Here is a 26,023-nt window from a genome sequence, read left to right on the forward strand (position 1 = left end):
GTTGTCGTTTCAGGAGTGGCGCTCAGGCCGGCTTGGGCGCGACCTGGTCCAGCCAGCGGCGCAGGGTGGCATACACCTCGGACGGGTCTTCTTCGTTGAAGATCTCGTGGTACAGGCCATCAAAACACTGGGTAGTGACCACTGCGCGCGGCGCGGCCTTGGCGAAGGCCTCGCTGCCTTCGGGCTTCACCAGTTTGTCTTCACCGGCGTACATCAGCAAGGTGGGCACCTTCCAGCCTGGCGCAGCGGCGAGCACCGCGGGTCCGTTGTCGTCAATGAAGCTCGCCAGACGCGCCGAGATGCGGTCGTGCACCAGCCGATCTTTCTCGTAAGCCTGCACCACCGCCGCGTCGTGCGAGATCTTGCTGGCGTCCAGACCGTTGGACAACGCCAGGTTGGGCGAAAACCGGTGCAGCATGTCGATCAGCTTGCGCTGCACCACCCCAATGCCGGCGCGCAGGGCGGGGGAGGACAGCACCAGTCCGTCCACCGGGGCCATCTGGCGCTGCACAAAACTGGAGGCGACGAGGCCGCCCATGCTGTGACCGAGCAGGATCAGCGGGCAGGACCATGGCTGGGCCACATGGCGGCGCGTGTCATCCACCACCTCGGCCAAGTCGTCGAGCAGCGCGTCTTCGTGCGGGATCGTGCCGCGCGCGCCGCCCGATTCACCGTGACCGCGCTGGTCGTAGGCGCGCGCGTAAAAGCCCCACTCGTTGAGACGCTGGGCCAGCGGGTCATAGCGCCACGCGTGCTCACCCAGCCCGTGCACGATGAGCACCACGCCACGGGGACGCCAGCGCAGCGGCAGTGGCCAGTCGTACAACGCGAGATTGAGGCCGTCGGCAAGGGTGAAAGGCGCCTGGGTGGTATCGGACATCGTGCGACCCGGGCTCAGGGCATGCGTGCGATGACCTGCGCCACCGAGGCGGTCAGGCGGCGCGCGTAGTCCAGATGCAGGAACTCATTGGGGCCATGCGCGTTGCTCTTGGGGCCGAGCACGCCGCAAACCATCATCTGGGCCTTCGGGAAACCCTGGCCGAGCATGTTCATGAGCGGGATGGTGCCGCCCTGGCCTATGGTGCCGCAGCCGGCGCCGAAATGCGCCTGCGAAGCGTCCTGCAAGGCCTGCTCGAACCACGGCGTGGTGCTCGGTGCGTTCCAGCCGGTGGCGCCGCCCCCGCCTTCAAAGGTCACTTTGGCCTGGTAAGGCGCGTTGTCTTCCAACAGGGTCTTGAGCTCCTGCACCGCAGCGGCGGCGTCCACCAGTGGCGGCAGGCGCAGGCTGAGCTTGAACGCGGTGTAAGGCCGCAGCACGTTGCCCGCGTTGCGCAGCTCGGGAAACCCGTCGACTCCGGTCACCGACAGCGTGGGCCGCCAGGTGCGGTTGAGCAGGGCCTCCACCGGGTCGGTGGTGGTGGGCAGGGCAAACGCGGTGGAGCCACCGCAGTCGTAATGCGCCCAGGGAAAACGTTTGTAGATTTCTTCGCCAAGGATGGCCGCCGTCGCCTGAGCCTGGGTCACGCGCTCGGACGGCACTTCGCAGTGGAAACTGGCTGGCAGCAGGCGGCCGGTGGCGCTGTCTTCCAGCCGATCGAGCACATGACGCAGGATGCGGAAACTCGACGGCACCAGGCCCGAGGCGTCGCCCGAGTGGATGCCTTCGGTCAGCACTTCCACTTTCAGCACGCCACTGACCATGCCACGCAGGCTGGTGGTGAGCCAGAGCTGGTCGTAGTTGCCAGCGCCGCTGTCCAGACAGATCACCAGCCCCACATCACCCAGGCGCTCGCGCAGCGCATCCACATAGGGCAGCAGGTCGCCTGATCCACTTTCCTCGCAGGTCTCGACCAGGCCCACGATGCGGGGATGGGCCACGCCTTGCGCCTGGATGGCCCGGATGGCGGCGATGCTGGCGTAGACCGCGTAGCCATCATCGGCACCGCCTCGCCCGTAGAGCTTGCCGTCGTCGATCTTGGGGGTCCAGGGGCCGAGGTCGCTGCGCCAACCCGTGAATTCGGGTTGCTTGTCGAGATGTCCGTACATCAGCACGGTCTGGCCGGAAGCGGGTGCCGGGGTGCCGTCTCGGCCTGCGCTGGCGGGCACTTCAAAAAACAGCACCGGCGTGCGGGCGTTGCCATGCGCATCTTTGAGGCGGATCACCTCCAGCGTCAGGCCCGGCACCTGCTGGGCCTTCACCCAGTCGGCGGCACTTTGCACCACCCGATCGAGCAGGCCGTGGCCGGACCAGTCGGGATCAAACGCAGGCGACTTGGCGGGCACCTCGATGTAACGCAGCAGCTCGGGCACGATGCGCTCAGTCCAGGCGTGATCCACGTCTGCTTGCAAGGCGTTGGGATCGAGCGGGAGAGCGGCTGAAGGCAGGCGGGCGTTCATGGTACGAAGTGGCGGCGCACACCTGTGCACGCCTGTTCAGCGCAGTATAGGGACGCCGGGGGCACCGTGAGCGCGTGACAACACGCGCACCGCAGCTGTCTGTGCATCTTTCCACGCCCATCCCGTGCGCGTACCCTGAGCCGCGGTTGCCCATACCCTCAAGGCGGGGGTGCAGACGCGACAGCGGGGCATCGATGCCCCGCTGTTCTGCTGGCTTTGCGGCGCCAGCCGCTGAACCCCCCGGCGAACCGGGCCAGCTCAGGCCACGTCGCTCAAACGCCCTTGGCTTCCCGGCGCAAGTCGACCGCGTTGGTTTCTGCAACCGATCGGTCGCTGGCGCGCAAGCGGAACAGGTTGAGCGCGTCCTTCACGCTGGTGACCTGACCCGTGAGTGAGTGCGCGGTGGCCGCCAGTTCTTCCACCATGGCGGCGTTCTGCTGGGTGATGCCGTCCATGTCGGCCACCGCGCTGTTGACCTGAGACAACCCCACCTGCTGCTCATGTGCCGCGCTGCTGACCTCTCCCAGCAACGCACTGACCTGGCCCACCGAGTCCAGCACCTGCTGCATGCGCTCCTGTGCCCGCTCAGTTTGCGCGCCGCCACTGGCCACGCGATCGGCCGACTCGGCGATCAACTGCCGGATCTCCTTGGCCGCTCCGGTGGTGCGCTGCGCCAGCGCCCGCACCTCCGAGGCCACCACCGCAAAGCCTCTTCCCTGTTCTCCGGCACGGGCCGCTTCCACCGCCGCGTTAAGCGCGAGGATGTTGGTCTGGAAGGCCACACCCTCGATCACGTGAATGATCTCGCCGATGCGTTTGGACGACTCGGCGATACCGCCCATGGCTTGCACCACCCCCTGAACCGCTTCATGGCTGTGCTTGGCCACACCGGAAGCCTGGTCAGCCAAACGAACGCCTTGCTGGGCCGAGTCGGCGGTCTGCTTCACGGTGCCATTGATCTGCTCCATTGAGGCCGCCGTCTGCTCCAGGTTGCTGGCCTGTGCCTCGGTGCGGTTCGACAGATCCTGGTTGCCGTTGGCAATCTCGGTCACGGCCACGCGCAGCTGCTCCGTTTCGGCACGGATATCGCCGATCACGGTGCGCAGGTTGACCGAGAGCTGGCGCATGACGTGCTGCAATTCACCCGTCATACCTTCAGCACCAGTGCGAACATCGTGGGTAAGGTCGCCAGCGGCCATCAACATGGCATCTTCCAGCACTGGCGCGATCAGCTTGTCGGCATGGCGGCGAATCATCCATTGGCCAGCCAGCCCCAGCACCAGCGCAGCGCCCATCCACACCGTCTCAGGCACCAGCGTGGCCAGCTCGGCCACCAGACCGATCGCCAGGGCCAGGCCGAGACTACCCCAGCCCGTGCGGGCCCAGAAGTGCTTGAGCCCACCAACGACCCTGCCGGAAAGGCTGCGGTTCACCACCTGCCCGTGGCGCAGGCCCAGCGTGGCCCGGCCAGACTCGGCCTGCTCACGCATGCGGGCATACACCGGTTCTATCCGAGCGATGCCCTCACGATCGGGCGCCATCCGCACGGAAAGGAAACCCACGGCCTTGCCTTCGCGCTCGATGGGCGTCGCGTTCGCCATCACCCAGTAGTGATCGCCATTCTTGCGCCGGTTCTTCACCAGGCCTGACCAGGGTTTGCCAGTCGCCAGCGTGTCCCACATGTCGCGGAACGCCTCGGCTGGCATGTCAGGGTGGCGCACCAGGTTGTGCGGCTGCCCCATAAGCTCTTCGCGGGTGAACCCGCTCACTGCGATAAACGATGGGTTGCAGTAGACAATGCGGCCCTTGAGATCGGTCACAGACACCAGCGTCTGCTCGGGCGGAAAGGGAAACTCGCGCTGAGAGACGGGTTGATTGTTGCGCATCGCAAACCTTTAGGTTGAGCTGTGTATCGATGGGGGGCGGGCTGAAATGCGCTGTGTCAGAAGCTTTCCCAGTCGCCGTCGTCACCGCCCGCAGCAGCGGTGGTGGTGGACTTGGCTGCTGGCGATCGAAGGGGTTCGGGCGCCTTCTTGGGCGGCGCAGGACGCGGCAGGGCTGGCGCCTTCTGGGTTGCGGCGACCGCGGTCGAGCGGGCGGGCGTTATGGCTGACGCGATGGCCCTGGCCGGCAGCGCACGCTGCGCTGGTGTGGCCGATGCGGGGGCTGGCAAGGCCGCTGCCATCGCGCCATCGAGGCGGAACACCTGCACCACCTGGGCCAGTCGCGTGGCCTGATCCTTCAGGCTCTCGGCCGCCGCCGCACTCTCCTCCACCAGCGCAGCGTTTTGCTGCGTCATCTGGTCGAGCTGGTTCACCGCCGTGTTCACCTGGCTGATGCCATCGCTCTGCTCCCCCGAGGCCGCCGTGATCTCGCCAATGATGTCGGAGACGCGCTGCACCGAGCCCACGATCTCGTTCATCGTCTGGCCCGCCTCAGCCACCAGGCGCGAGCCGTTCTCCACCCGGTCCACGCTGTTGCCGATCAGGGTCTTGATCTCTTTGGCCGCCTCGGCGCTGCGCTGGGCCAGGTTTCTCACCTCCCCAGCGACCACCGCAAAGCCCCGGCCCTGCTCACCAGCACGGGCGGCTTCCACCGCTGCGTTCAGGGCCAGGATGTTGGTCTGGAAGGCGATGCCGTCAATCACGCTGATGATGTCGCTGATCTTCTTGCTGCTTTGGTTGATCTCGTCCATGGTCGTGACCACCTGGCCCACCACCTGACCGCCTCGCACGGCAATCTCCGAAGCAGAGGAGGCGAGCTGGTTGGCCTGGCGTGCCGAGTCCGCGCTCTGGCGCACGGTGGCGGTGAGCTGCTCCATGCTCGCAGCAGTCTCCTCCAGGTTGCTCGCGGCCTGCTCGGTGCGCGAACTCAGGTCCTGGTTGCCCGAGGCAATCTCAGCCGAGGCGGTGTTGATGCCGTCCGTCGCGCTGCGCACCTGGGTCACTGTGCTCACCAGCGAGGACTTCATCTCGGCCAGCGCACGAATCAGATCACCGATCTCGTCCTTCCGGTGGGTGGTCACCACCACGCTGAGGTTGCCACCGGCCACCTCATGGGCAATGCGGGAAGCGTCGGTCAGCGCATCGGCCACCTTGCGCATCATCCGCCAGACCAGGCTCACCACCACCACCGCAACCGTCAAAGAAATCAATGCGAGCAGCCAGTGCATTTGTCTGGCCTTGGATTCGGCCTCAAGCGAGAGCCGATCGGCCTGCTCAGTGGACTTTTCGGTGGCGCTGCGCAGCGCGAGCGCCAGGCCTTTGAAGGCCTCGTCAGCACCTTGCATCGCTGCAACGCCCGTGTTGGGATCCACCGACGCGAGATCGAGCGCCGAGTCGGTTTTCTTAGCGAAATCGGCCAGGTTCTGTTGCGCCTGCTTAACCTCGGTGCGCAAGGTGACATCCACCTCCGGATTTGCGGCAAGGCTGGTCAGTGCGCTCTGAATCTTTTCGGTTCGCTCACCAAATTGCTTGCGCATTTCGGTGAGCTGGCCGTCGTCTACCGACCCGATGATGGTCATCAACCTGTAGACCTCAATGTTGAGATCGCCGACCTGCTCGCGGGCACCGGTCAGAGTGCGCTGCCGCTCAGCGTCTGCCTCGGCACGCACCACCATTTGTTCTCGGGCCTGGGTCAACAGCAAGGCATCGAGCTGACCAGCAGCCAGGGCCAGGGTGGCGATGAGAACGGGTGCGAGAATGAGCTTGTGGCTCAGTTTCATGGTGATTCCTTGCGAGCAGGGCTGGAGCGTCCAGCGCTGGTTGATTACTTGTAGATGCCGCCGCAGACTACGGCGTCATCCAGTTTTTCGCAGTACATGGATTTAGGTTCGATCTTCTTGGTCACCGGGTTGGTGAACTTGTAGTCCTGCCAGAACGTGCCCTTGGCTTTAGCCAGCTCGACGCGCTCTTTCACGAAGGGCTTTCCGTCGATGTCCTTGAGCTCAATCAGGTTCTTGCCAACCATTTTTTGGTTGGCACCGTGAGCGCGCACCGTGCCGTCCAGGCCGTAGACAACCAGGTACAGATCGTCTTTGCGGAACTGGCCTTCCTTGTTGCTGATTTCGGCATGACCCTTCTCGCCACCATTGGCTTTGATAAAGGACACGCCCTTCTTGACCATGTCGGTGGCGTCGTCTGCAGTGGCCGCAGCCATGGCATGGGCGCTGACAACAGAGACGAGGGAAGCCAGCAGCAGACGGCTGAGGAAATGAGATTTCATGACAGACTCCTTGGAGTTGGGTGGGGGTACAAGAGCCTCGACCACTCCCTGCAAGCGCAGGTTGGATGCAGGGAATGTCGGGCGGAGAACACGGACGGAGATGTCCGATTACTGAAGCGGGGTGCCGGAATCCATGAGGCCCATGTCTTCGCTGCTCATGAGGGCTTCGATGTCCATCAGGATGAGCATGCGTTCGCCCACGCTGGCGATGCCGGTGATGAAGCTGGCGTCCACCGAGCCGTTCATCTCGGGTGCGGGCTTGATCAGGCCCTGGCTAAGCGCGAGCACGTCAGACACTGAGTCCACCACCGCACCGACCACGCGGTCGTGCACGTTGAGCACGATCACCACCGTGAAGCCGTTGTATTCGACCGTGGCGCAGTTGAGCTTGATGCGCAGGTCCACCACTGGCACGATCACACCGCGCAGGTTGACCACGCCCTTGATAAAGCTGGGTGCGTTGGCGATGCGGGTGGGCTCTTCGTAGGAACGGATTTCCTGCACGCGCAGGATGTCGATGCCGTATTCTTCTGCGCCCAGACGAAAAGTGAGGAACTCGGCGTTGGCGCCTTGCGCAGCGGCTGCGCTGCGCGCACTGTCTTGGCGGGCCTGCTGCTGACCCGGGTTGAACGTGTTCATGGGGTGAAGTCCTTGCAAAATGTCGGGGGTGCAAGGACTATCGACCGGGATGGGCCCACCTGAAGGCATAAAAAGGTCACCAAATACCCGTCATTCCTGGCAAGCGCTGGTGCTGGCATGCCAAGGTATTCATTCGGCGCTGGCCGACGCAGCAGCTGTGAACTTCTGCGCGCTGGCGCCGGGCGCAACAGCCGCTGCGCCTGAGTGGCTCAAATTCGATCCGGATGGAACAGGGCAGGCGCGCGGCCATGCCACTTGAGTCAGCCGCTCAGGGCTGCCACCAAGTGGTTGCCGTCGGAAAAGGCGCTGGACGCTGAATGCAGCTTCGCCGCCTTCACGCTGGAGGCATCCCCAGCAAGGGTGGCGCGCAGCGTCCCTAGTTGCTGAACTTGAACACCGCGGTGCTGGCGCGCAGATTGGGCCAGGCACGGATGAGCCGGCCTTCGTGCAGTCCAAAACTGTCTTCGATGTGCAAGCCACAGCTGCGCGCCAGCACCTTGAAGTCGGCGTGTGTCCCCACGCGGATGTTGGGCGTGTCGTACCACTGGTAAGGCAGGCGCTTGGTGACCGGCATGCGGCCCAGCATCACATCGAGTCGGTTGGGCCAGTGCGCGAAGTTGGGAAAAGCGACCACGCCAGTGCGGCCCACACGCGCGGTTTCGCGCAACATAGTCTCGGCGTTCCGCAGGTGTTGAAGCGTGTCGATCTGCAGCACGACGTCGAACGATTCGTCTTCGAACACCGCCAACCCGTCTTCCAGGTTGAGTTGCAACACACTCACGCCCCGCTTCAGGCAAGCCAGCACCTTGGCGTCGTCGATCTCGACCCCGTATCCTGTGCAGCCGCGGGCGGACTGCAGGTGGGCCATGAGCGCACCGTCACCGCACCCGAGATCGAGCACGCGTGAGCCCGGCGGCACCAGCCGCGCGATCGATTCCAGCGCCTGCGATTCAGCCATGAGTGACCTCCAGACTGAGCGACGCGGCCACCGTGTGCTCGAAATAGGCGCGCACCGCCTGGTGGTAGCGCGGGTCGTCGAGCAAGAAGGCGTCGTGCCCGTGCGGTGCATCGATCTCGGCGTAGCTGACCTGGCGCCGGTTTTCCAGCAGGGCCTTGACAATCTCGCGGCTGCGCGCGGGGGAAAAGCGCCAGTCGGTGGTGAAGCTGAGGAGCAAGAACTTGGCAGTGGCGCGCGCCAGGGCAGCGCTCAGGCTGCCGCCGTGCTCTCGTGCGGGGTCGAAGTAGTCGAGCGCGCGAGTGATCAGCAGGTAGGTGTTGGCGTCGAAGTACTCGCTGAACTTGTCACCCTGGTAACGCAGGTAGCTCTCGATCTGGAATTCGACATCCTGGGTGGTGTAACGGTACCCCTCACGCGGCGCCGCTGCGGGGATAGCGGCTCGATCGGGATCGGCGAGTTTGGCTGGGGAAGACCCGGCAGCGGTGCCGGCCTCAGCTTGGCTGGCTGCGGACATCAGGTCGGCTGGCCTGAGCTGGCGCCCAAACTTCTCGTTCATCACGTCGTCGCTCAGGTAGGTGATGTGACCGATCATGCGGGCGATGCGCAGGCCGCGGCGGGGCAGGGTGCCTTCGCGCAGGTAGTGCCCACCGTGAAAATCAGGGTCGGTCACGATGGCGCGTCTCGCCACTTCGTTGAAAGCGATGTTTTCAGCCGTGAGGTTGGGTGCGCTGGCCACCACGACGGCGTGGCGCACGCGCTCGGGGTATTGCAGGGTCCAGCTCAGGGTCTGCATGCCGCCGAGGCTGCCGCCAATCACGGCCGCCAGGGTGGTGATGCCCATGGTGTCCAGCAGTCGGGCCTGGGCATTGACCCAGTCCTCCACCGTCACCACCGGAAAGTCGGCACCCCAGGGCTGGCCGGTGGCAGGGTTGATGTGGGTCGGTCCTGTGGAGCCGAAGCAGGAGCCCAGGTTGTTGACGGAGATGACAAAGAAGCGGCGGGTGTCCAGGGGCTTGCCGGGTCCGATCAGGTTGTCCCACCAGCCCTCGCTGCGCGGCACCGGCTGGCCCGACGCGTCGGCGTGAAGACCGGCCACGTGGTGTGAGGCGTTCAAGGCGTGGCAGACCAGCACCGCGTTGGAACGCTCTAAGTTGAGCGTGCCGTAGGTCTCGACCACCAGCTCGTAAGCAGGCAGCACCGCCCCGCTCTGCAGCAGCAGCGGCTCGGAGAAGCGGTGCGTTTGGGGCGCGACGATCAAGGGCATTCACTTCGGGCCAGACAGGCCACGCTAAAAAAACAAAATCCCGGTGCCGCAAGGTGCGAGACCGGGAGTCCCCCCTTTAGCGGTACTTGTAGAGCGCCCGCAATCCGGACAAATCGGCGCTGGTTAACAGTATATGTTCAGCCTGCCGCCCAGAGAAACCGCATCTCCAGACGCCTAAACCGCCCCGATTGACCGCAGGACCCCGCTGTTTCCGTGGCGCATCGGCCCGACGGGCGGGCTCGAGTCGCGAAAAATAGTTACTGTCCACGCGGCATTGCGCGCATAATGACTCCGCGAGCGTCTGAAAACCTCGCATGACAAGTGATCGGCTGGTTTCGCGTGCTACAGGTTTGTTTGCTAACGGGGCTCCATCGCTATTTTTCTCAGTGTTATTAGGAGTCCCAACCATGGGCAACAAACTGTACGTGGGCAACCTGCCCTACACCGTGCGCGACGAAGATCTGCAGCAGTCTTTCAGCGAATATGGCTCTGTCAGCAGCGCCAAAGTCATGATGGAGCGCGACACAGGCCGTTCCAAAGGTTTCGGTTTCGTCGAAATGGGCAGCGATGCTGAAGCCCAGGCAGCCATCGAAGGCATGAACGGCCAGTCTCTGGGCGGTCGCAGCCTGGTGGTCAACGAAGCGCGTCCGATGGAAGCGCGTCCTCCCCGCACTGGCGGCGGCGGCTTCGGCGGCCCACGTGGCGGCGGCGGCGGCTTTGGTGGCGGCGGTGGCGGCGACGGTGGTTTCCGCAGCCCCTACGGTGGTGGCGGCGGTGGCGGTGGCCGTCGTGAAGGTGGCGGCGGCGGCGGTGGCCGCGGCGGCTACTGATCCTTCAGCCGATCAGCGTGGTCCTGGTTTCAAACCCGGGTCGCGCGACAAAAAGCCCCGTGGCATCGCCAAGGGGCTTTTTTCTTGGGCGGTCGGCTTGCAGTCCCGCTTTCACTTATCCACAGGTCAGGGGTTCGGCCGTCCTTCAGCCCAGCGTGTCGTTGAGGATATTGGTGGCCCAGGCCATCGCATACAGTCCCTCCATGACATTTGGCTCGGACGAAAGCCCTCCTGCCCCGGGTGCAGCTACCATGATTTTTTTGGCAGCGTCGTAGCGGTAAACCGCAGCCACATGGATCACCTCGCTCTGCGAAACAAAGCTGTAGCAGGTATTGGCAATGATGGGGTCTGCGGGCACGGCCATTCCCAGGGACTCGGCCGCAATGGCTCCGGCACAGACCTTGGCCTCCTGGTTCGCCATGTGTCCGGACTTCGGCATGCCCGGTGCACCTGCAATGGAGTCGCCCAGCACATACACGCCCTTGGCAACGGTCGACTCATAGCTCAGGAAATCCACACCGCACCAGCGACCACCCACATTGGCCAACCCACTGGCTCGCGCGATCGAGCCGGCACGCTGCGGCGGAATGACGTTGAGCACATTGGCCTTGACCTTGCCCTGTATATCGAAATCCAGCGTTCCCGTTGAAACATCCACGGCCTTGAGATCGGCATTGGGGACGTATTCGATGCGATCACGGTAGCGGTTTTTCCAGACAGCCTCGAAGAGTCCCTTCTTGGCCTGGATTTCCGGGTTGGCATCAAACACCAGGAGCTTGGCCTTGGGCTTGCGTGTCTCCAGATAGTGGCCAATGAGGCTTGCGCGCTCGTAGGGACCTGGGGGGCAGCGGTATGGCACCTTGGGCACGGTCATCGCCACCACACCATTTTCGGGCAGGGCCTGCAACATGTTGCGCAGCTGTTGCGTCTGTTCGCCGGCCTTCCAGGCGTGCGGTGCACGGGCTTGCTGGTCGGCGGTCTGCAGGCCATCGATGCCGTCGTACACGTAGTCCACACCGGGGGCGACGATCAGGCGGTCGTATGGAATACGATCGCCCGCAGCGCGCACTTCACGCGCTGCCAGATCGATACCGTCCGCACGCGCGCGCACCCAGCGAAGTCCCTGGCTGGCGACAAAACGGCTGTATGGGCGTGTGATGTCACGCAGTTGCAGGCCGCCATGGATGACACGATTGCTCATGGGGCACATCACGAAATCACTCGCGGGCTCCACCAGGGTTATCTGGAACGATGGATTGAAGCGCCGCAGGTAGCGGGCTGCAGTCGCACCGCCAAAACCGCCACCGACGATGACCACCCGTTCACCAGTCTGCGCGCCCAGATGAGGAGCTGCCACCACCGACACGGCCGACAGGCCAGCCTTGAGGAAATCACGTCTCTGGATCATGGTGTGCTCACTTCAATGATGCGAAGTACTCGGCGATGCGACCCAGTTCCTGATCGCTGTAGCCCTTGACATGCTGGTGCATGATGGTTGCCTTCAGCTTGCCGCTCTTGTAGCCCAGCAGCTTGCCCAGCAAGTCCTGCGCCGGCCGGCCGCCAATCGTCAGTCCTGTGCCCTCGGCACGCCCTTCCGGTCCGTGACAGGCCATGCAGCTCGCAGACCAGACCTGTACCTGCAAGGAAGCTGTATCTCTTGCCAGCGTTTGTGAGCCTGCATCCAGGGGCACTAGCATAAGCAGACCCGCCAGCCATGAAGCGCACAAAGTGCCGAATTCACATCGTGAAAAATTTCTCAGCTGTGCTGCTTTCATCAAGACTGCTCCAGGAACAGGGTGAATAACGTTGCGAATCTTGCAACACACCGCAACGATGTCAAGTGGGCAACGCGTGACGCACAGCACGGAATGCGGCAAAGGTGGGGCGGATGGTGGCCGGCGTGCGGTGGATGGTTTGCGGATGCCGCGAGAAAGCAGCATCCGCACTGCCCTTTTCAGTATTTGCCGGGCCGCAGCACCTCGACATCAGAAAAAAAGACAGTCAGGCTGTGGTGAGGGGCGTATTGGGTCATCACGTGACGGGCGATGTCGTCAGCTACTTCCGCGGTACAGATCACCTTGACTTCGATGCTGCGGTCGGCCTCCCAAAGGGCTTCGCGCGTGCCGAGCCGGCTGCCTCCTCGCACGTCATGCACCGTGTAGCCCTGTGCGCCCAGACGCAAACTGTCGGCGACGAGCCGTTTCTCCAGCAGCGCTTCGGTGATGATGACCAGCATCTTGCGTGCGTGTTTGTCCATGGGTCAACCTCAGGAAAAAACTTGCTGCAGCCAGCGTGCGATGCCCAGATACAGCGGCACACCCAGCACGATATTGAACGGGAAAGTCAGCCCCAGCGCGGCGGTGATCGAAAGAGCCGCGTTAGCTTCGGGCACCGCCATGCGCATCGCGGTGGGCGCGGCGATGTAGCTGGCGCTGGCCGCCAGGGTTGCCAAGAGGGCAATGCCACCAGTGGACAAGCCCAGCGCCAGCCCGGTGAGCGCGCCGCCCAGCGCCAGCACCGGCGGGATCAGCAACGCGAAGCCAATCAAGCGCACGCCATAGCGCTTGAGCTCACCCAGGCGCCCTCCGGCCACAAGGCCCAACTCCAGTAGAAACAGCGCCAGCACACCCTTGAACGGGACGGTGAACACCGGCGCAATCGGCGCAGTGCCAGCCTCTCCCATGACGGCGCCGATCAGCAGGCCACCGGCCAGCAGCAGGACAGACTTGCCGAGAAACACGTCGTGGGCCAATTCACCCCAGGCCACACGCGGCGCGGGCCGCCCCTCGGTGCCCGAAACACCCAACCTGGCAAGCAGAATACCGGCGATGATGCCGGGCGCTTCCATGATGGCCACCCAGAGCGCAGCGTGCAACTCGGCCGGTTCGCCCTGCGCCACCAAGTACGCGCTGGCCACGGCGAAGGTCACCACGCTGACTGAACCGTAGTGCGCCGCGAGCGAGGCGGCGTCCACCCGCGAGAGGCCGAGCAGCCGCAACAAAGGCGTGAGCGCAAACGGAATGGCAAAGCCCAGGGCCATGCAGGCCAGCATCTGCGGCAACAAGTCCATCATGGGCTGCTTGCTGAGCTCAATGCCGCCCTTCAGACCGATGGCCAGCAGCAGATAAATGGACAGCGTCTCGTACAAGGCCTCGGGCAGCCGCAGGTCGCTCTTGACCAGGCGGGCAAACAGGCCAAGCAGGAAAAACAGGACAACAACGTCGAGCATGGGCAGTCAGGCCAAACGCTACGAGGACTGGCGCGGCTTGCGGGCACGGCCCACCAGCAGGCGGTCGAACAGGGCGTTGGGCAACAGGCGCAACAGCTTGACGACCACCCCCATCTGCCAGGGAATCACACGGTAGCTGGTCTGGGCACGGATGGCGTCAAAGGCGCGCGCGGCAAACACCTCGGCACTCAGCAGAAACGGCATGCTGTAGCGGTTCTTGCGGGTGAGCGGCGTGTCCACATAGCCCGGCAGCAGCGTCACCACCGCCACGCCAGAGCCACGCAGCTCACCGCGCAGGCTCTCGCAATAGGCCACCACCGCCGCCTTGCTGGCGCAGTAGGCTCCGTGGCCCGGCAGGCCGCGGATCGCCGCCACGCTGGCGATACCCACCAGCGTGCCGCTGCAGCGCTCGCGCATGGCTGATACAAAGGGGTGGAAGGTGGCGGCCAAGCCGGTGTTGTTGAGCGCCAAGGTGCGCGCCATCACCTCCAGATCCTCGCGCTCGCTGGTGTCCATGCCAATGCTCACGCCAGCGTTGGCAATCACCACATCCGGCAGACCCTGGGCGGCGATGCATGCCTGGCCAGCGGCGACGATGCTGTCGATATCTGCCACGTCGGCGCCATACACCGCGCAGCGGTCAGCGCCCAGGCCCTGCGCGTCCGCCCAGGCCTGCATCTCGGCCGTGCGCCGCGCCACCAGAGCGAGGCGATAGCCCGCCTGGGCGTAATGGGCGGCCAGCGCCTGGCCGATGCCGCTAGAGGCACCGGTGATGAAGGCCAAGGGAGTCTGGGAAGAAGGCATGTGGGGTGAGCTCATGGGATGGCATCTCAGCGCGCCGAGAGTTGCACCTTCACGCGGCCACGCAGTAGAGCCAGACTGTCGTCGGCGCGGTAGTCGAGTGTGTCGCCCTGCAACCGGTCGTTGCCCCGCAGTAGCGTGACGGGACGCTCGGACACCAGGCGCTGCGGGTCGGTGTAGACGCGCAGCAGCTCGCCGCGAAACTCCAGCCGCGGCATGGCGCTGCCATCGGCGGCACGGCCGGCCTCCCGCACCACGACCGCGTCACCTTCGAGCAAAAACTCGGTCTGCGCGGCGTTGCTGAACACACGCTGAGCGGTGGCGGTGGTGAGCAGGCCGTCATCGCCGATCGAGCGGATGCGCGCGTCATCGATTTCCAAGGTTTCGCTGTCGGGGCGGTGCCGGGCCTCGCTGCCGAACACTTCATTTTTCAAGGTGCCGCTGGGGTCAAACACCTTGACCGAAAAACGGCGCATGAAGTAGTCGGGCTCGCTCGTCACGGTCACCGGGGCCGCCGCTTCGGGCACACCGGGCGTTGCACGCAGCAACCAGTAGGAAGCCAGGGCCAGCAAGCCCATGAGCAGCACCGGCAGGTAAATGCTGAGCTGGTCCACTAGACGTTCGGGTCGCCAGCGGCTGCGGCGGTTGCCCGCTGGCAGGCTCGGGGGTGCGGGCAGTGCGGTGCTCACTTCGCTGCCGCCTCCAGCTCGGTCACGTAGCGGCCACATGCCACCAGCAACAGGTCGCACAGATCGCGCACCGCACCGGCGCCCGCCAGGCGCGGCGTCACCCAGTGCGCCAGCGCCAGCACCTCGGCGTGGGCGCCGGGCGGTGCGCAGAGCAAAGCGGCGCGGCGCAGCATGGGCAGATCGGGCCAGTCGTCGCCCATGGCCGCGGCGGCCGACCAGTCCAGGCCCAGCTCGGCCAGGATGGATTCGGCGGCAGGGCGCTTGTCTTCGGTGCCGAGGCGGATCTGAGTCACACCAAGCGCGCTCAGACGGGCGCGCAGCGCAGCCGAGTCGCGGCCGCTGACCACCGCGGGCGTGATGCCCGCGCGCTGCAGCAGCTTCAAACCATGGCCATCCAGCGTGTGGAAGCGCTTCGTGGTTTCACCCGACTCGGTGAAATAAAGGCCGCCATCGGTCAACACTCCGTCCACATCGAAGAACACCACCCGCACCGGCTGCGCCCGCAGCAACAGCTCTGGCGGAAAGTTCAGCACTGGGCGCAAGGCGGGAAGGTCAGACGACATCCCGCGATGCTAACCGGAAGGGTGCGCAGATCAGCGAAGGGATGCTGGCTCAGGGCGCCGCGGAACAGGCTCTGCCGGCCGCCAGCACCGCCCCTTTGGGGGGGTGACGCGAAGCGGCGTGGGGAACTCAAATGACTTTCGCCCGCATCAAATCGTTGCTGTTGAGCGCTCCGCTCAAGCGCCCGGTCTCATCGACCACCAGCACGCTGGTGATGCGGTTGGCTTCCATCAAGTCAGCCGCTTCGACCGCCAGCGCCTCGGCGCGCACGGTGCGCGGATTGGCGTGCATCACGTCGCGCGCACGCAGGGTGCGCAGGTCGGCGCTGCTGCCAGTCTTCTCGATCAGGCGGCGCAGATCGCCGTCGGTGAAGATGCCGAGCACCTGATCGTCGGCGTCAACCACCGCGCTCATACCGAGCCCCTTGGCACTGATCTCGCGCATCAGGCTCATCAGGTCGGCGTCCTGGGGCACACGCGGCACGGCGCCACCGCTGCGCATCACGTCGGCCACGTGGGTCAGCAATTTGCGCCCGAGCGCGCCGCCGGGGTGCGAACGAGCGAAGTCGTCGGCGCGAAAACCGCGTGCGTCGAGCAAGGCCACTGCCAATGCGTCGCCCATGGCAAGCTGCGCTGTGGTGCTGGCGGTGGGGGCGAGGTTGTGCGGGCAGGCCTCCTTGGCCACCGAGGCGTCGAGCACCACGTCGGCGTGGCGACCCAGCGTGGAGTCGGCGCGGCCGGTGAGCGCGATCAGCGACACGCCCATGCGCTTGATCAGCGGCAGCAAGGTGGTGAGCTCCTCGCTCTCGCCGCTGTTGCTGATGCCCAGCACTACGTCGGCCGGCGTGATCATTCCGAGGTCCCCGTGGCTGGCCTCGGCCGGATGAACAAACATCGCCGGGCTGCCGGTGGAAGCCAGTGTGGCCGCGATCTTGCGGCCCACGTGCCCACTCTTGCCCATGCCCATGACCACCACGCGCCCGGTGCTGGCCAGTACCAGGGCCACGGCGCGGGCGAAGCGGTCGTCGAGGCGACTGGCCATCTGGCTGAGTGCCTCGGCCTCGATGTGCAGGGTTTCGACGGCCAGGGCCAGCGCACGCGTGGTGTCGAAAGTGGGTGGTGTGCTCATGGACCGATTATCAACGTCACACCCTGGGCCAGCACGGCAGGCGCTGGCCGCCGGGCACGAAACATGCAGCTACCATCAGGATCATGACCTCGCTTGACATCACTTTGCTCTACCTGCTCGCCGCGGTGGTGGGTGTTGTGGCGTGCCGGCAGTTCAAGCTGCCGCCGATGCTGGGCTACCTGGTGGTGGGCGTGGTGATCGGACCCAATGCGCTGGCGCTGGCGCAAAACTCCAGCGGCGTGCGTTACCTGGCCGAATTCGGCGTGGTGTTCCTGATGTTCGTGATCGGGCTGGAGTTCAGCCTGCCCAAGCTGCGCACCATGAAGCGCCATGTGTTCGGCCTAGGCCTGTCTCAGGTGGTGCTCACCGTGTTGATCACCACCGCGGCCTCGCTTTTGATGGCGCTGGTGCTGCCCACTTGGTGGAACGTTTCGTGGCAGATCGCGCTAGCGCTAGGCGGTGTGATGGCCATGAGCAGCACCGCCATCGTGATCAAGCTGCTGGCTGAGCGGCTGGAGCTGGAGAGTGAACACGGCAAGCGGGTGGTCGGCATTCTGCTGTTCCAGGATCTGGCCGTGGTGCCGCTGTTGGTGCTGATTCCGGCCCTGGCCGCAGCCCCTGAGGATCTCTTCCCGGCGCTGGGTCTGGCCTTGCTCAAGGCGGTGGTGCTGCTGGGCGTGTTGCTGACCGGCGGCCAGAAGGTGATGCGCTGGTGGCTGACGCTGGTGGCGCGGCGCAAGAGCGACGAGCTGTTCATGCTCAACCTGCTGCTCATCACACTGGGCCTTGCCTGGATGACCGAACACGCCGGCCTGTCGCTGGCACTGGGCTCGTTCGTCGCCGGCATGCTGATCTCCGAGACCGAATACAAGCACCAGGTGGAGACCGACATCCGACCGTTCCACGACGTGCTGCTTGGCCTGTTCTTCATCACCATCGGCATGATGCTGGACTGGCGGTTGGTGATCGAACGCTGGCCGCTGGTATTACTGCTGCTCTCGCTCTCGCTGACCTTCAAGCTGGCCCTCATCACCGGGCTCACTCGCGGATTCGGCGCGCCCATGGGGGTGTCGCTGCGGGTGGGCTTGTATCTGGCGCAGGCGGGCGAATTTGGTCTGGTGCTGCTGACGCTGGCCGGGCAGAACAACCTAGTGCCACCGGCACTGTTCAACCCCATCCTGGCCTCGATGGTGGTATCGATGCTCGCCACGCCCTTCATCATCCTGTACGCCAACACCATCGTCAGCCGCCTGGTGGGCAGCGACTGGCTAATGCAATCGGTGCAAATGACGAGCATCGCGCGCAAGGCGATGAATGCCGACCACCACGTCATCATCTGCGGCTACGGTCGCTGCGGCCAGAACCTGGCGCGGCTGCTGGAAACCGAAGGCATTCCCTACATGGCGCTCGACCTCGACCCGGATCGGGTGCGCCAGGCCGCCGCCGCCGGGCATTCGGTGGTGTTTGGCGACGCGGCCCGGGTGCAGGCTCTGATGGCCGCCGGCCTGCACCGCGCCAGCGCGGTCGTGATCACCTACCTCGACACGGCCAGCGCGCTGAAGGTGCTGCACCACACCCAGGAACAAGCCGTCAACGTGCCAGTGGTGGTGCGCACCGTGGACGATGTGGATCTCGACAAGCTGCGCGCAGCAGGCGCTACTGAGGTCGTGCCCGAGGCCATCGAAGCCAGCCTGATGCTGGCCAGCCACGCGCTGGCCCTGGTGGGCGTGCCCATGCGGCGCGTGATCCGGGTCGTGCAGGAACAGCGCGACGCGCGCTACAGCCTGCTCAAGGGGTATTTCCACGGCGCCGACGACGATAGCGTGGACGAGCTCGACAACGAGCGCCTGGCCACCGTCACGCTGCCGCCTGCCAGCCGCACCGTGGGCAAGACGCTGGAGAGCCTGGCGCTGGAGGCGGTGGGTGTTCGGCTGGTCAGCCTGCGCCGGGCCAACGGCAAACCGACCGCGTTTGACGACGACACAGTGTGCGCCGGTGGCGACACCCTGGTGCTCAGCGGCAAAGCGCCCGCTCTGTCGTTGGCCGAAGCCAAGTTGCTCGGCGGCTGAGTCGCCAGCGGGCCGGCGCCTGCCCTTGTCCGTGGAAATCCCAGGGTTTTTCAGATCGTCGAGTATGACTTGTGACCGTGCGGTATTTAATCCGACTTCCCACTAACTTCTGGAAATCCATGATGCTGCAACGCCGCCACTTTCTCGCCACCGGCATGGCCGGTGCCGCTGCCCTCACCTTCAGCTCGGTGTGGTCGCAGAGCACGCCCAGCCTGGGCGCCCCCTCGATGCCTGCCACCGGTTTCAAGCGCATGAAGCTCGGCGCCATGGAAGTGATCGCGCTGCACGACGGCGCCCTGCGCCGCCCGCTGGGTGAAGAGTTCGTGCGCAACGCGCCGCTCGAACAGGTGAAGTCCCTGCTGTCTTCGCAAAACCTGCCCACGGAGTACGTAGACATCCCCTTCACCGCCTTTCTGGTGGTCAGCGGTGGCACCAAATTCCTGATCGACACCGGCTTTGCCGACAACGGCCCGCCCACCACCGGCCGGCTGCGCGAGAACCTGGCTGCCGCCGGTTATAAGCCAGAAGACATCAACCACGTCATCCTGAGCCACTACCACGGTGATCACATCAACGGCGTGCGCGCCAAAGACGGCTCGCTGGTCTACCCCAACGCGACCATCCATGTGCCGGCACCCGAGCACGCGTTCTGGATGGACGACGCCCGCATGGAAGCCGCTCCTCCCGCCATGAAAGGCGCGTTCCAGAACGTGCGCCGCGTGCTGGGAGGTCTGCCGGCGGACAAGCTGGTGCAGTTCCAGCCTGGGGCCGAGCTGGCACCGGGCATCGTGTCCTCCGCCGCATTCGGTCACACGCCGGGCATGGCGGTGTTCACCGTCACCTCCGAGGGGCAGAGCTTCATGTACGTGGCCGACGTGACCAATATTCCCTCACTTTTCGCACGCAGCCCCGAGTGGGCCGTGCAGTTCGACATGGACGCCGAAATGGCCCGCCAGACGCGCCGCCGCATCTTCGACCAGGTGGTCAAGGACAACATGGTCGCTGGCGGCTTCCACTTCCCCTTCCCGGCCTTCGGAAAACTCGAAGCGGCCGGCAAGGGTTACCAGTTCGTACCCGTCGCCTGAGTAGAGCCCGGCCCAGGATGCGGTGGAACCGGCTCCGCCGGTCCACTCGCATCGCCCCCTTGATGGGGTAACGCCGAAGGCGGCGCAGGGGTGTATTCATAATGCACGCCATGGACACCTCTGCCTACCTCAAGCAACACATCCGCACCGTACCGGACTGGCCCGCGCCAGGTGTGCAGTTTCGCGACATCACGCCGCTGCTGCAAAACCCGCAGGTATTCCGGGTCCTGATCGACGCATTCGTGCACCGCTACATGGACCCAGCACTGCGGCCCACGGTGGTGGCTGGCCTAGACGCACGGGGCTTCATCATTGGCTCGGTGCTGGCATATGAGCTCGCGGTCGGGTTCGTGCCGATCCGCAAGAAGGGCAAACTGCCCTTCACCACGGTGGCCGAAACCTACGAGCTGGAATATGGGAGCGCCACGGTCGAATTGCACACCGACGCGGTCAAGTCAGGAGACAGGGTGGTGTTGATCGACGACCTGATAGCCACTGGTGGCACCATGATGGCCGGTCGCAAATTGCTGGAAAAATTGGGCGCAGAGGTGATCGAAGGTGCCGCCATTGTCGACCTGCCCGAGCTCGGCGGCTCGGCCAAGCTGCGCGCCTCGGGCCTGAAGCTGCACACCCTGGTGGACTTCGCCGGTCACTGAAGCGATCGAGCAGGAGTTGGGGCAACGGTCAGGCGCCGGGCCACTCCAGGCCGGATCATCCCCGGGACATGGAAGGCACCGGGTCCCTCCCCAGTGCTGGTGCAGCGACCCGCGTAGCAGTGGAGGGGGCTATCGCCTACAACTTGCCGTACTGTGTCTCGCTAAGCGCCGAAAAGTCGCTGTGCGATTCGGGCGTGGGGCCCATCAGGTCTTCAGCGCTGGGTGGGCCGCGCCGCAGTGGCGTGGCGCCGGCAGCCAGCGCTTCACGGAACGCCTCCACTTCGTTCTCATCCACCGCTTGCACCCGGCCAGTGGCTGACGACATCGGCGGCGCAGGAATGGATGTCAGGCTTTCTGCCGGAGTGACGCGCTGGGTCTGGGCCGTGACCGCGGCACGCAGCGCCAAGCCGCGCTGGTCGTGCACCGCCTTGCGGCGCCAGTAAACCGACGGAATGCTCATGCCATGGCGAGACTGGGCGCTGTTTTGCACCCAGCGCTCGATCTCCAGCAAGTACTCATCGGGCATCACGTCGGTCGGCAACGCGAGGTCGATCAGCACCAGAAAGCTATCGCCGTTCGCATCCAGCGTCAGCACCTTGAATTCGTAGCTGGTCGACAGCACACCGCCGCGGATCATGGACTCGCGCACCACCGAGAACAGCTGCTCGCGGCGCAGGATGCGGCGGCCACGGCGAGGAGAGATCAGGGGCAGAGTGGTCTGACCGAAGGACTTGCGCACACGGGGCTTGCCGTTGCGCGAAGGCTGGGACTTCTTGGCCTGGAGCCAGTTCATCAATGACATGGGAACAGTGTGCGTGGGCAAAACGCCGAGGATGGCGGGGAAAAGGCGAAGAAAACCATGGCTGATCGGCGATACGCCGGCGCTGATCAGGTCTCAGGTGACGGCGATACGTTTGGGCTTGTTGTACATGCGACGAGCCAGCACGGCAGACATTGAAACGGTAAGCTCCAGCGCAACGTCGGCGTGACGGCTGGAGAGCTCGCGAAAGCGCAGTGGCGTGAGGCACCACAGGCGACAGTCGCTGCCCGCGTTGACGGTGGCGCTGCGCGGCAGGTGGCTGAAGAAGGCGCCTTCGCCGAGCAGCGAGCCGGCGCCGACCATGGCGATTCGGATGCGCTCGCGGTCGTCTTCAAAATGCACTGTGAGACTGCCGCTTTCCACAAAGTACACGGTGCGGTCTTTCACCCCCTGCTCGATCAGCACCTGGCCCTGCTGCAGGCTGACCGGCTGCAGGAAGTCGGCCAACGAGCGCCACTGGGTGTCGCTGAGGTTCATGGGTACGGCATCGAGCGCGCTGCTCATGCGCATGGCTTGCGCCAGATTCAGGATGTCAAAGCGCACATGGGTGGGCATTGGAGCGTTCATCTGATCGAGTTGAACCCGGCTGACGCGCCCGCGCAAGCCGCTTTTACGGCTGCTTACAGTTGCGCTCCCGGCGGTGCTTGACCGTTCACCAGCGGTGGCTCTTAGCTCACTTGCCGATGCAAAAACGCGAAAAAATCTCGCCCAGCAGGTCGTCGGCGCTGAATTCGCCGGTGATGTCACAGAGCGCCTGCTGGGCCAGGCGCAGTTCTTCGGCCAGCAAGTCGAGGTGTTCAGCCTTGGCCGCCAGCAGCTCGGCCGCGCTCGCCAGGTGGCCCTCGACCCGGCTCAGCGCCTGCAAATGGCGCTCACGGGCCATGAACAGACCATCGCCCGCTTGCTGCCAGCCCGCCACGGCGAGCAGGCGCTCGCGCAGGCTCTGCAAACCTTCGCCCAGCTTGGCGGAAACAGCCAACTCACCGTCCTGCATCCGTTGCACCAGCGCCGCGCGCGCTGGCGCTGCACACTGGTCCAGCTTGTTCCAGACCTGCACCACCGTCACACCAGGCGGTAGGCTGGCGGCAATGACCGCGTCTCCCGCCCGGTAGGCCGGCTCATCGCAGCGGGTCAGATCGTGCAGAAACAGCACAGCGTCGGCCTGGTCGATCTGACCCCAGGCGCGCTCGATGCCGATGCGCTCGACTTCGTCGACATCGGCGCCATCGCGCAGGCCGGCGGTGTCGATCACGTGCAAGGGCACGCCCTCGATCTGTATGGTCTGCTGCACCACGTCGCGCGTGGTGCCGGCGATCGGTGTCACGATCGCCAGTTCGGCGCCGGCCAGGGCATTGAGCAGCGAGCTCTTGCCCGCATTGGGCTGACCGGCGATCACAACCTTCACCCCGTCGCGCAACAAGGCGCCCTGCCGCGCCTGCGCACGCACCTCGGCCAGAGAGGTCTGCAGGCGTTGCAGCTGACCGTCGGCATCGGCCTTTTGCAGAAAATCGATTTCTTCTTCGGGGAAATCGAGTGTGGCCTCGACCAGCATGCGCAATCGGATCAGTGCCTCGCGCAAGGCCCGCACCCGCTCGGAAAATACCCCTGCGAGCGAGCGGCTGGCACTGCGGGCTGCCGCTTCGGTGCTGGCATCGATCAGGTCGGCCACCGCCTCGGCCTGGGCCAGATCGAGCTTGTCGTTCAGAAAAGCGCGCTCGGTGAATTCGCCAGCGCGCGCCAGACGCAAGCCGGGCAGCAGCGGCTGGCCATCGGCGCCCAACGTTTGCGCCAGCGACAGGCAGCGAGCCAGCAGCAGCTGCAACACCACCGGGCCGCCATGGCCCTGCAGCTCCAGCACGTCTTCACCAGTGTACGAATGGGGCCCGGGAAACCACAGCGCCAGGCCATGGTCGATGGCCTCGCCATCGGTATCGCGCAAGGGCAGGTAAGTGGCTTCGCGAGGCCGCAAGTCGCGTCCGACCAGCGCAGACACCAGCGGCACGAGCCCCTTGCCCGAGACCCGCACAATGCCCACCGCGCCGCGTCCTGGGGCGGTAGCGACCGCCAGAATCGGGTCGTGATGCTGCGAAAGAGAGGACAAGAAAGCTCCGAAAAACCAGCCGGAGCGAGTGCCCCCAACCCAGGGCGCCGCGGAACCGGCTTAGCCGGGCCGCCTGCGCCGCCCCCTGGGGGGTGACGCCGCAGGCGGCGCGGTGGATCTACTTCGCCGCTGACTTCTTGTTGAAAAAGTCCGGCATGCTGAACTTCAGCGGCACACCCATCTTGTTATTGATGTAGGCCTGCTGCACGATGGTCAGGATGTTGTTCGTGATCCAGTACAGCACCAGGCCGGCCGGGAAGAAGAAGAACATCACCGAGAACACCAGCGGCATCATCCACATCAGCTTGGCCTGCAGCGGGTCGGGCGGCAGCGGGTTGAGCGCGGTCTGGATCAGTGTGGTCACGGCCATCACCAGCGGCAGGATGAAGAACGGGTCGGGCGAGGACAGGTCGTGGATCCAGGCCATCCAAGGCGCATTGCGCATCTCGACGCTGGACAGCAGCACCCAGTAAAGCGCGATGAATACCGGAATCTGAATCATGATGGGCAGGCAGCCACCCAGCGGGTTGACCTTCTCTTCCCGGTAGATCTTCATCATCTCCTGCTGCATCTGCTGTGGATTGCTCTTCAGGCGCTCGCGCATTTCCATGATGCGCGGGTTGATCGCCTTCATCTTGGCCATGCTTCTGTAGGCGGTGGCGTTGAGCCAGTAGAACGCGGCCTTGATCAGCACCACAAGCAACACGATGGACCAACCCCAGTTGTTCACAAAGCCGTGAATCTTCTCCAGCAGCCAGTACAGCGGCTTGGCCAGGATGGTGAGCCAGCCGTAATCTTTCACCAGCTCAAGCCCCGGTGCAACGGTCTCCAACACCTTTTCTTCCTGCGGACCGAGGAACAGCCGCGCGTCGACGCGTTGGGTCTGGCCGGCGTCGATGGCTGGCATGGCCGTGATCGCACCGACCGCAAACAGGTTGTTGTCGACCTTGCGCGCAAAGTTCTCCCGCGCCACGCCGTCGGCCAGTAACCAGGCGCTCGCAAAGTAATGCTGCACCATCGACACATAACCTTCGGAGGCTGACTTCACGAATTCAGCTTTGCCCTTTTCGATGTCGGCGAACTGCACTTTCTGGTATTTCTTCTCCGCCGTGTAGATCGCGGGACCGGTGAAGGTGGAATAAAACGGCGTCTCGCTGCTGAGCTTGGTGCCATCGCGAACCAGCTGCACATACAGTTGCGGGCTCACCGCTTGGCCACTGTTGTTGGTCACTTCATGGGCGACATCGATCACATAGCTGCCGCGCTTGAAGGTGTAGGTCTTGGTGAGCTTGACGCCACCGACCTCTGCGGATTGAAAACGCACCACCAGCGTGTCCTGGCCATCGGCCAGCGCAGTGTCACTCGACACCAGGGTCATGGGTGTCTTGTGGGTGGGAAAGCTGCCGCCGATCAGGCCGGTCTGGGCCACATAGATACGCTCACTGTCCTGCTCGAGCAGGGTGAAGGGCTGCGCCGCCTGGTCTTTGCTCGAGCCGGTGGCCTGGGCGTGCTTGAGCAGCTGGGCGCCAATTAGCGAACCGCCCTCGCTGTTGAAGGTCAGGCGCATCACGTCGGTGGTCACGGTATGGCGCACCTGGGCTGCGGTGGGGGCGCCATCAGGCGCATTGCCAGGTGCGACCACGCCGGCGGCACCAGGCAGAGCCGCGGGCAGACTGCCACCGGCCGTCGGAGTCGCAGTTGTGGTGCCCGCGGGCGCGGGAGCGGTAACAGCTGCCGATGGGAAAAAGGTCGGCGCATTGCCGTTGTGGATCTGCCATTTGTCCCAGATCAACACCATGGAGAAACCAAAAACCACCCACAGGATGGACCGACGGATGTCATTCATGACGGGTGCTTCTTTTCTGAGGAAGGAGAAATCAGGCGGGAAAACAAGGCGGGGGGCTGGACGGGCACGGGATCGTGACCGCCTTCGCACCACGGTCCGCAGCGGCCTAGCCGTTTGACGGTGAGGTAACTGCCCGCCAGCGCACCGTGGCGCTCCAGCGCGCCCACTGCATAGACCGAGCAGGTGGGCTCAAACCGGCAACTGTTGCCCAGCCAGGGGCTGAGCAGCAAGCGGTACGCCTTCACCAGCCCGATCAGGCCAAGACGGGGCCAGTCAGACAACATGAACGGACTCCGGGCGGGTCGCCACCGGGGTCAGCACCCGACCCAGCAACTGCTCGAGTTCGGCGCGCACCGCGCGTTTAAGGGGATCGGAAGACGCACTCACAAACTGCTTTCGACTGAACTCGCTGCGCAACCGCACCACCCAAGCCGCTTGCGGAAGACGATCGGACTGCGCCCGAGTCAACTCGTAGATCTGGCGCCGGATGGCGTTGCGCGTTACGGCTCGGCGCGCCCAGCGTTTGGGCAGCAACACGCCCAGCCAGGCATCCGCCACCGGAAACAGCGAAGCACCTGCCGGCGCTGCGTCGAGCGCGGCACGGTGCAAGGCGAAATGGGGTGTCTTGGCCACAGGGGCGCCCGACATCACGGCCTGGAACTGCTGTCGGGACTTCAGGCGCTGAACCACGACTGCCTTGCCTGCGGCATTCATCATGACGCCGGC

Annotated in this window: 26 protein-coding genes; 4 read left to right on the forward strand and 22 right to left on the reverse strand. The window is 64.8% G+C overall.

Going from position 1 to position 26,023, the window contains the following annotated elements; genetic code table 11:
• Positions 1–22: 22 nt before the first annotated feature.
• From GPT34_RS14470 to GPT34_RS14505, 8 genes are all read right to left on the reverse strand, one after another.
• Entirely contained in the window at positions 23–880 is an 858-nt protein-coding gene (locus tag GPT34_RS14470) for a lysophospholipase (protein WP_291013841.1), read from the reverse strand.
• A 14-nt stretch (positions 881–894) separates the two neighbouring features.
• Positions 895–2,397 (reverse strand): M20 family metallopeptidase, encoded by a 1,503-nt coding sequence (locus tag GPT34_RS14475; RefSeq protein WP_291013843.1) that lies wholly within the window; start codon positions 2,395–2,397, stop codon positions 895–897.
• 272 nt (positions 2,398–2,669) lie between these two features.
• Complete coding sequence (locus GPT34_RS14480; RefSeq protein ID WP_291013845.1) at positions 2,670–4,283, reverse strand: PAS domain-containing methyl-accepting chemotaxis protein; 1,614 nt, start codon at positions 4,281–4,283, stop codon at positions 2,670–2,672.
• Positions 4,284–4,339: 56 nt separating this feature from the next.
• Positions 4,340–6,121: a methyl-accepting chemotaxis protein gene (locus GPT34_RS14485; protein ID WP_291013849.1), complete on the reverse strand. Its 1,782-nt coding sequence runs from the start codon at positions 6,119–6,121 to the stop codon at positions 4,340–4,342.
• A 44-nt stretch (positions 6,122–6,165) separates the two neighbouring features.
• A complete protein-coding gene (locus tag GPT34_RS14490; RefSeq protein WP_291013851.1) occupies positions 6,166–6,621 on the reverse strand; it encodes a cache domain-containing protein in 456 nt (151 codons plus the stop codon).
• 108 nt (positions 6,622–6,729) lie between these two features.
• Positions 6,730–7,260: a chemotaxis protein CheW gene (locus GPT34_RS14495; RefSeq protein WP_291013853.1), complete on the reverse strand. Its 531-nt coding sequence runs from the start codon at positions 7,258–7,260 to the stop codon at positions 6,730–6,732.
• Positions 7,261–7,636: 376 nt separating this feature from the next.
• Positions 7,637–8,218, reverse strand: coding sequence for a methionine biosynthesis protein MetW (gene metW / locus GPT34_RS14500; RefSeq protein ID WP_291013856.1), 582 nt, complete (start codon positions 8,216–8,218; stop codon positions 7,637–7,639).
• A complete protein-coding gene (locus GPT34_RS14505; RefSeq protein WP_291013858.1) occupies positions 8,211–9,482 on the reverse strand; it encodes a homoserine O-acetyltransferase in 1,272 nt (423 codons plus the stop codon). Before GPT34_RS14505 ends, metW begins: the two co-directional genes overlap by 8 nt.
• Positions 9,483–9,889: 407 nt before the next feature.
• Here GPT34_RS14505 and GPT34_RS14510 point away from each other — a divergent pair, with 407 nt between their 5' ends.
• Complete coding sequence (locus GPT34_RS14510; protein WP_291013860.1) at positions 9,890–10,312, forward strand: RNA-binding protein; 423 nt, start codon at positions 9,890–9,892, stop codon at positions 10,310–10,312.
• A 145-nt stretch (positions 10,313–10,457) separates the two neighbouring features.
• Here GPT34_RS14510 and GPT34_RS14515 read toward each other — a convergent pair whose 3' ends face one another.
• The 8 genes from GPT34_RS14515 to GPT34_RS14550 form a co-directional block, all read right to left on the reverse strand.
• Entirely contained in the window at positions 10,458–11,720 is a 1,263-nt protein-coding gene (locus GPT34_RS14515) for an NAD(P)/FAD-dependent oxidoreductase (RefSeq protein ID WP_291013862.1), read from the reverse strand.
• A gap of 7 nt (positions 11,721–11,727) precedes the next feature.
• Positions 11,728–11,925, reverse strand: coding sequence for a hypothetical protein (locus GPT34_RS14520; protein ID WP_291013865.1), 198 nt, complete (start codon positions 11,923–11,925; stop codon positions 11,728–11,730).
• A 341-nt stretch (positions 11,926–12,266) separates the two neighbouring features.
• Complete coding sequence (locus tag GPT34_RS14525; protein WP_291013867.1) at positions 12,267–12,569, reverse strand: transcriptional regulator; 303 nt, start codon at positions 12,567–12,569, stop codon at positions 12,267–12,269.
• 9 nt (positions 12,570–12,578) lie between these two features.
• Positions 12,579–13,541, reverse strand: coding sequence for a sodium-dependent bicarbonate transport family permease (locus GPT34_RS14530; RefSeq protein WP_291013868.1), 963 nt, complete (start codon positions 13,539–13,541; stop codon positions 12,579–12,581).
• 18 nt (positions 13,542–13,559) lie between these two features.
• Entirely contained in the window at positions 13,560–14,345 is a 786-nt protein-coding gene (locus GPT34_RS14535; protein ID WP_291013870.1) for an SDR family oxidoreductase, read from the reverse strand.
• Positions 14,346–14,371: 26 nt separating this feature from the next.
• Positions 14,372–15,031 carry an LPS export ABC transporter periplasmic protein LptC gene (gene lptC / locus GPT34_RS14540; protein WP_291013873.1) on the reverse strand — a complete coding sequence of 220 codons (660 nt, stop codon included), beginning with the start codon at positions 15,029–15,031 and terminating at the stop codon, positions 14,372–14,374.
• Complete coding sequence (locus GPT34_RS14545; protein WP_291013875.1) at positions 15,028–15,594, reverse strand: HAD family hydrolase; 567 nt, start codon at positions 15,592–15,594, stop codon at positions 15,028–15,030. Before GPT34_RS14545 ends, lptC begins: the two co-directional genes overlap by 4 nt.
• 127 nt (positions 15,595–15,721) lie before the next feature.
• Positions 15,722–16,720: a KpsF/GutQ family sugar-phosphate isomerase gene (locus GPT34_RS14550; RefSeq protein ID WP_291013877.1), complete on the reverse strand. Its 999-nt coding sequence runs from the start codon at positions 16,718–16,720 to the stop codon at positions 15,722–15,724.
• Between the two features lie 83 nt (positions 16,721–16,803).
• On the opposite strand from GPT34_RS14550, the gene GPT34_RS14555 reads away from it, so the two are divergent.
• The 3 genes from GPT34_RS14555 (at position 16,804) to GPT34_RS14565 (ending at position 20,530) form a co-directional block, all read left to right on the forward strand.
• The gene (locus GPT34_RS14555; RefSeq protein WP_291013881.1) at positions 16,804–18,789 is read left to right on the forward strand and encodes a cation:proton antiporter; all 1,986 of its coding nucleotides are present in this window, start codon (positions 16,804–16,806) and stop codon (positions 18,787–18,789) included.
• A 119-nt stretch (positions 18,790–18,908) separates the two neighbouring features.
• The gene (locus GPT34_RS14560; RefSeq protein ID WP_363356974.1) at positions 18,909–19,874 is read left to right on the forward strand and encodes an MBL fold metallo-hydrolase; all 966 of its coding nucleotides are present in this window, start codon (positions 18,909–18,911) and stop codon (positions 19,872–19,874) included.
• 101 nt (positions 19,875–19,975) lie between these two features.
• On the forward strand, positions 19,976–20,530 hold the full coding sequence (locus GPT34_RS14565; RefSeq protein WP_291013883.1) for an adenine phosphoribosyltransferase: 555 nt from the start codon (positions 19,976–19,978) through the stop codon (positions 20,528–20,530).
• 136 nt (positions 20,531–20,666) lie between these two features.
• Here GPT34_RS14565 and GPT34_RS14570 read toward each other — a convergent pair whose 3' ends face one another.
• From GPT34_RS14570 to GPT34_RS14595, 6 genes are all read right to left on the reverse strand, one after another.
• Positions 20,667–21,332, reverse strand: coding sequence for a hypothetical protein (locus GPT34_RS14570; protein ID WP_291013885.1), 666 nt, complete (start codon positions 21,330–21,332; stop codon positions 20,667–20,669).
• Positions 21,333–21,425: 93 nt separating this feature from the next.
• Positions 21,426–21,917, reverse strand: a complete 492-nt coding sequence (locus tag GPT34_RS14575; RefSeq protein ID WP_291013887.1) for a cyclic nucleotide-binding domain-containing protein — start codon at positions 21,915–21,917, stop codon at positions 21,426–21,428.
• A gap of 106 nt (positions 21,918–22,023) precedes the next feature.
• Positions 22,024–23,451, reverse strand: coding sequence for a tRNA uridine-5-carboxymethylaminomethyl(34) synthesis GTPase MnmE (mnmE, locus tag GPT34_RS14580; protein WP_291013889.1), 1,428 nt, complete (start codon positions 23,449–23,451; stop codon positions 22,024–22,026).
• A gap of 118 nt (positions 23,452–23,569) precedes the next feature.
• Positions 23,570–25,297, reverse strand: a complete 1,728-nt coding sequence (gene yidC, locus GPT34_RS14585) for a membrane protein insertase YidC (protein WP_291013891.1) — start codon at positions 25,295–25,297, stop codon at positions 23,570–23,572.
• The gene (yidD, locus tag GPT34_RS14590; RefSeq protein WP_291013894.1) at positions 25,294–25,581 is read right to left on the reverse strand and encodes a membrane protein insertion efficiency factor YidD; all 288 of its coding nucleotides are present in this window, start codon (positions 25,579–25,581) and stop codon (positions 25,294–25,296) included. The genes yidC and yidD overlap by 4 nt, the downstream gene beginning before the upstream one ends.
• A complete protein-coding gene (locus GPT34_RS14595) occupies positions 25,571–26,014 on the reverse strand; it encodes a ribonuclease P protein component (protein WP_291013896.1) in 444 nt (147 codons plus the stop codon). Before GPT34_RS14595 ends, yidD begins: the two co-directional genes overlap by 11 nt.
• Positions 26,015–26,023 lie beyond the last annotated feature (9 nt).

The sequence above is a fragment of the Hydrogenophaga sp. genome, from assembly GCF_011390835.1.
Taxonomy (GTDB): Bacteria; Pseudomonadota; Gammaproteobacteria; order Burkholderiales; family Burkholderiaceae_C; genus Hydrogenophaga.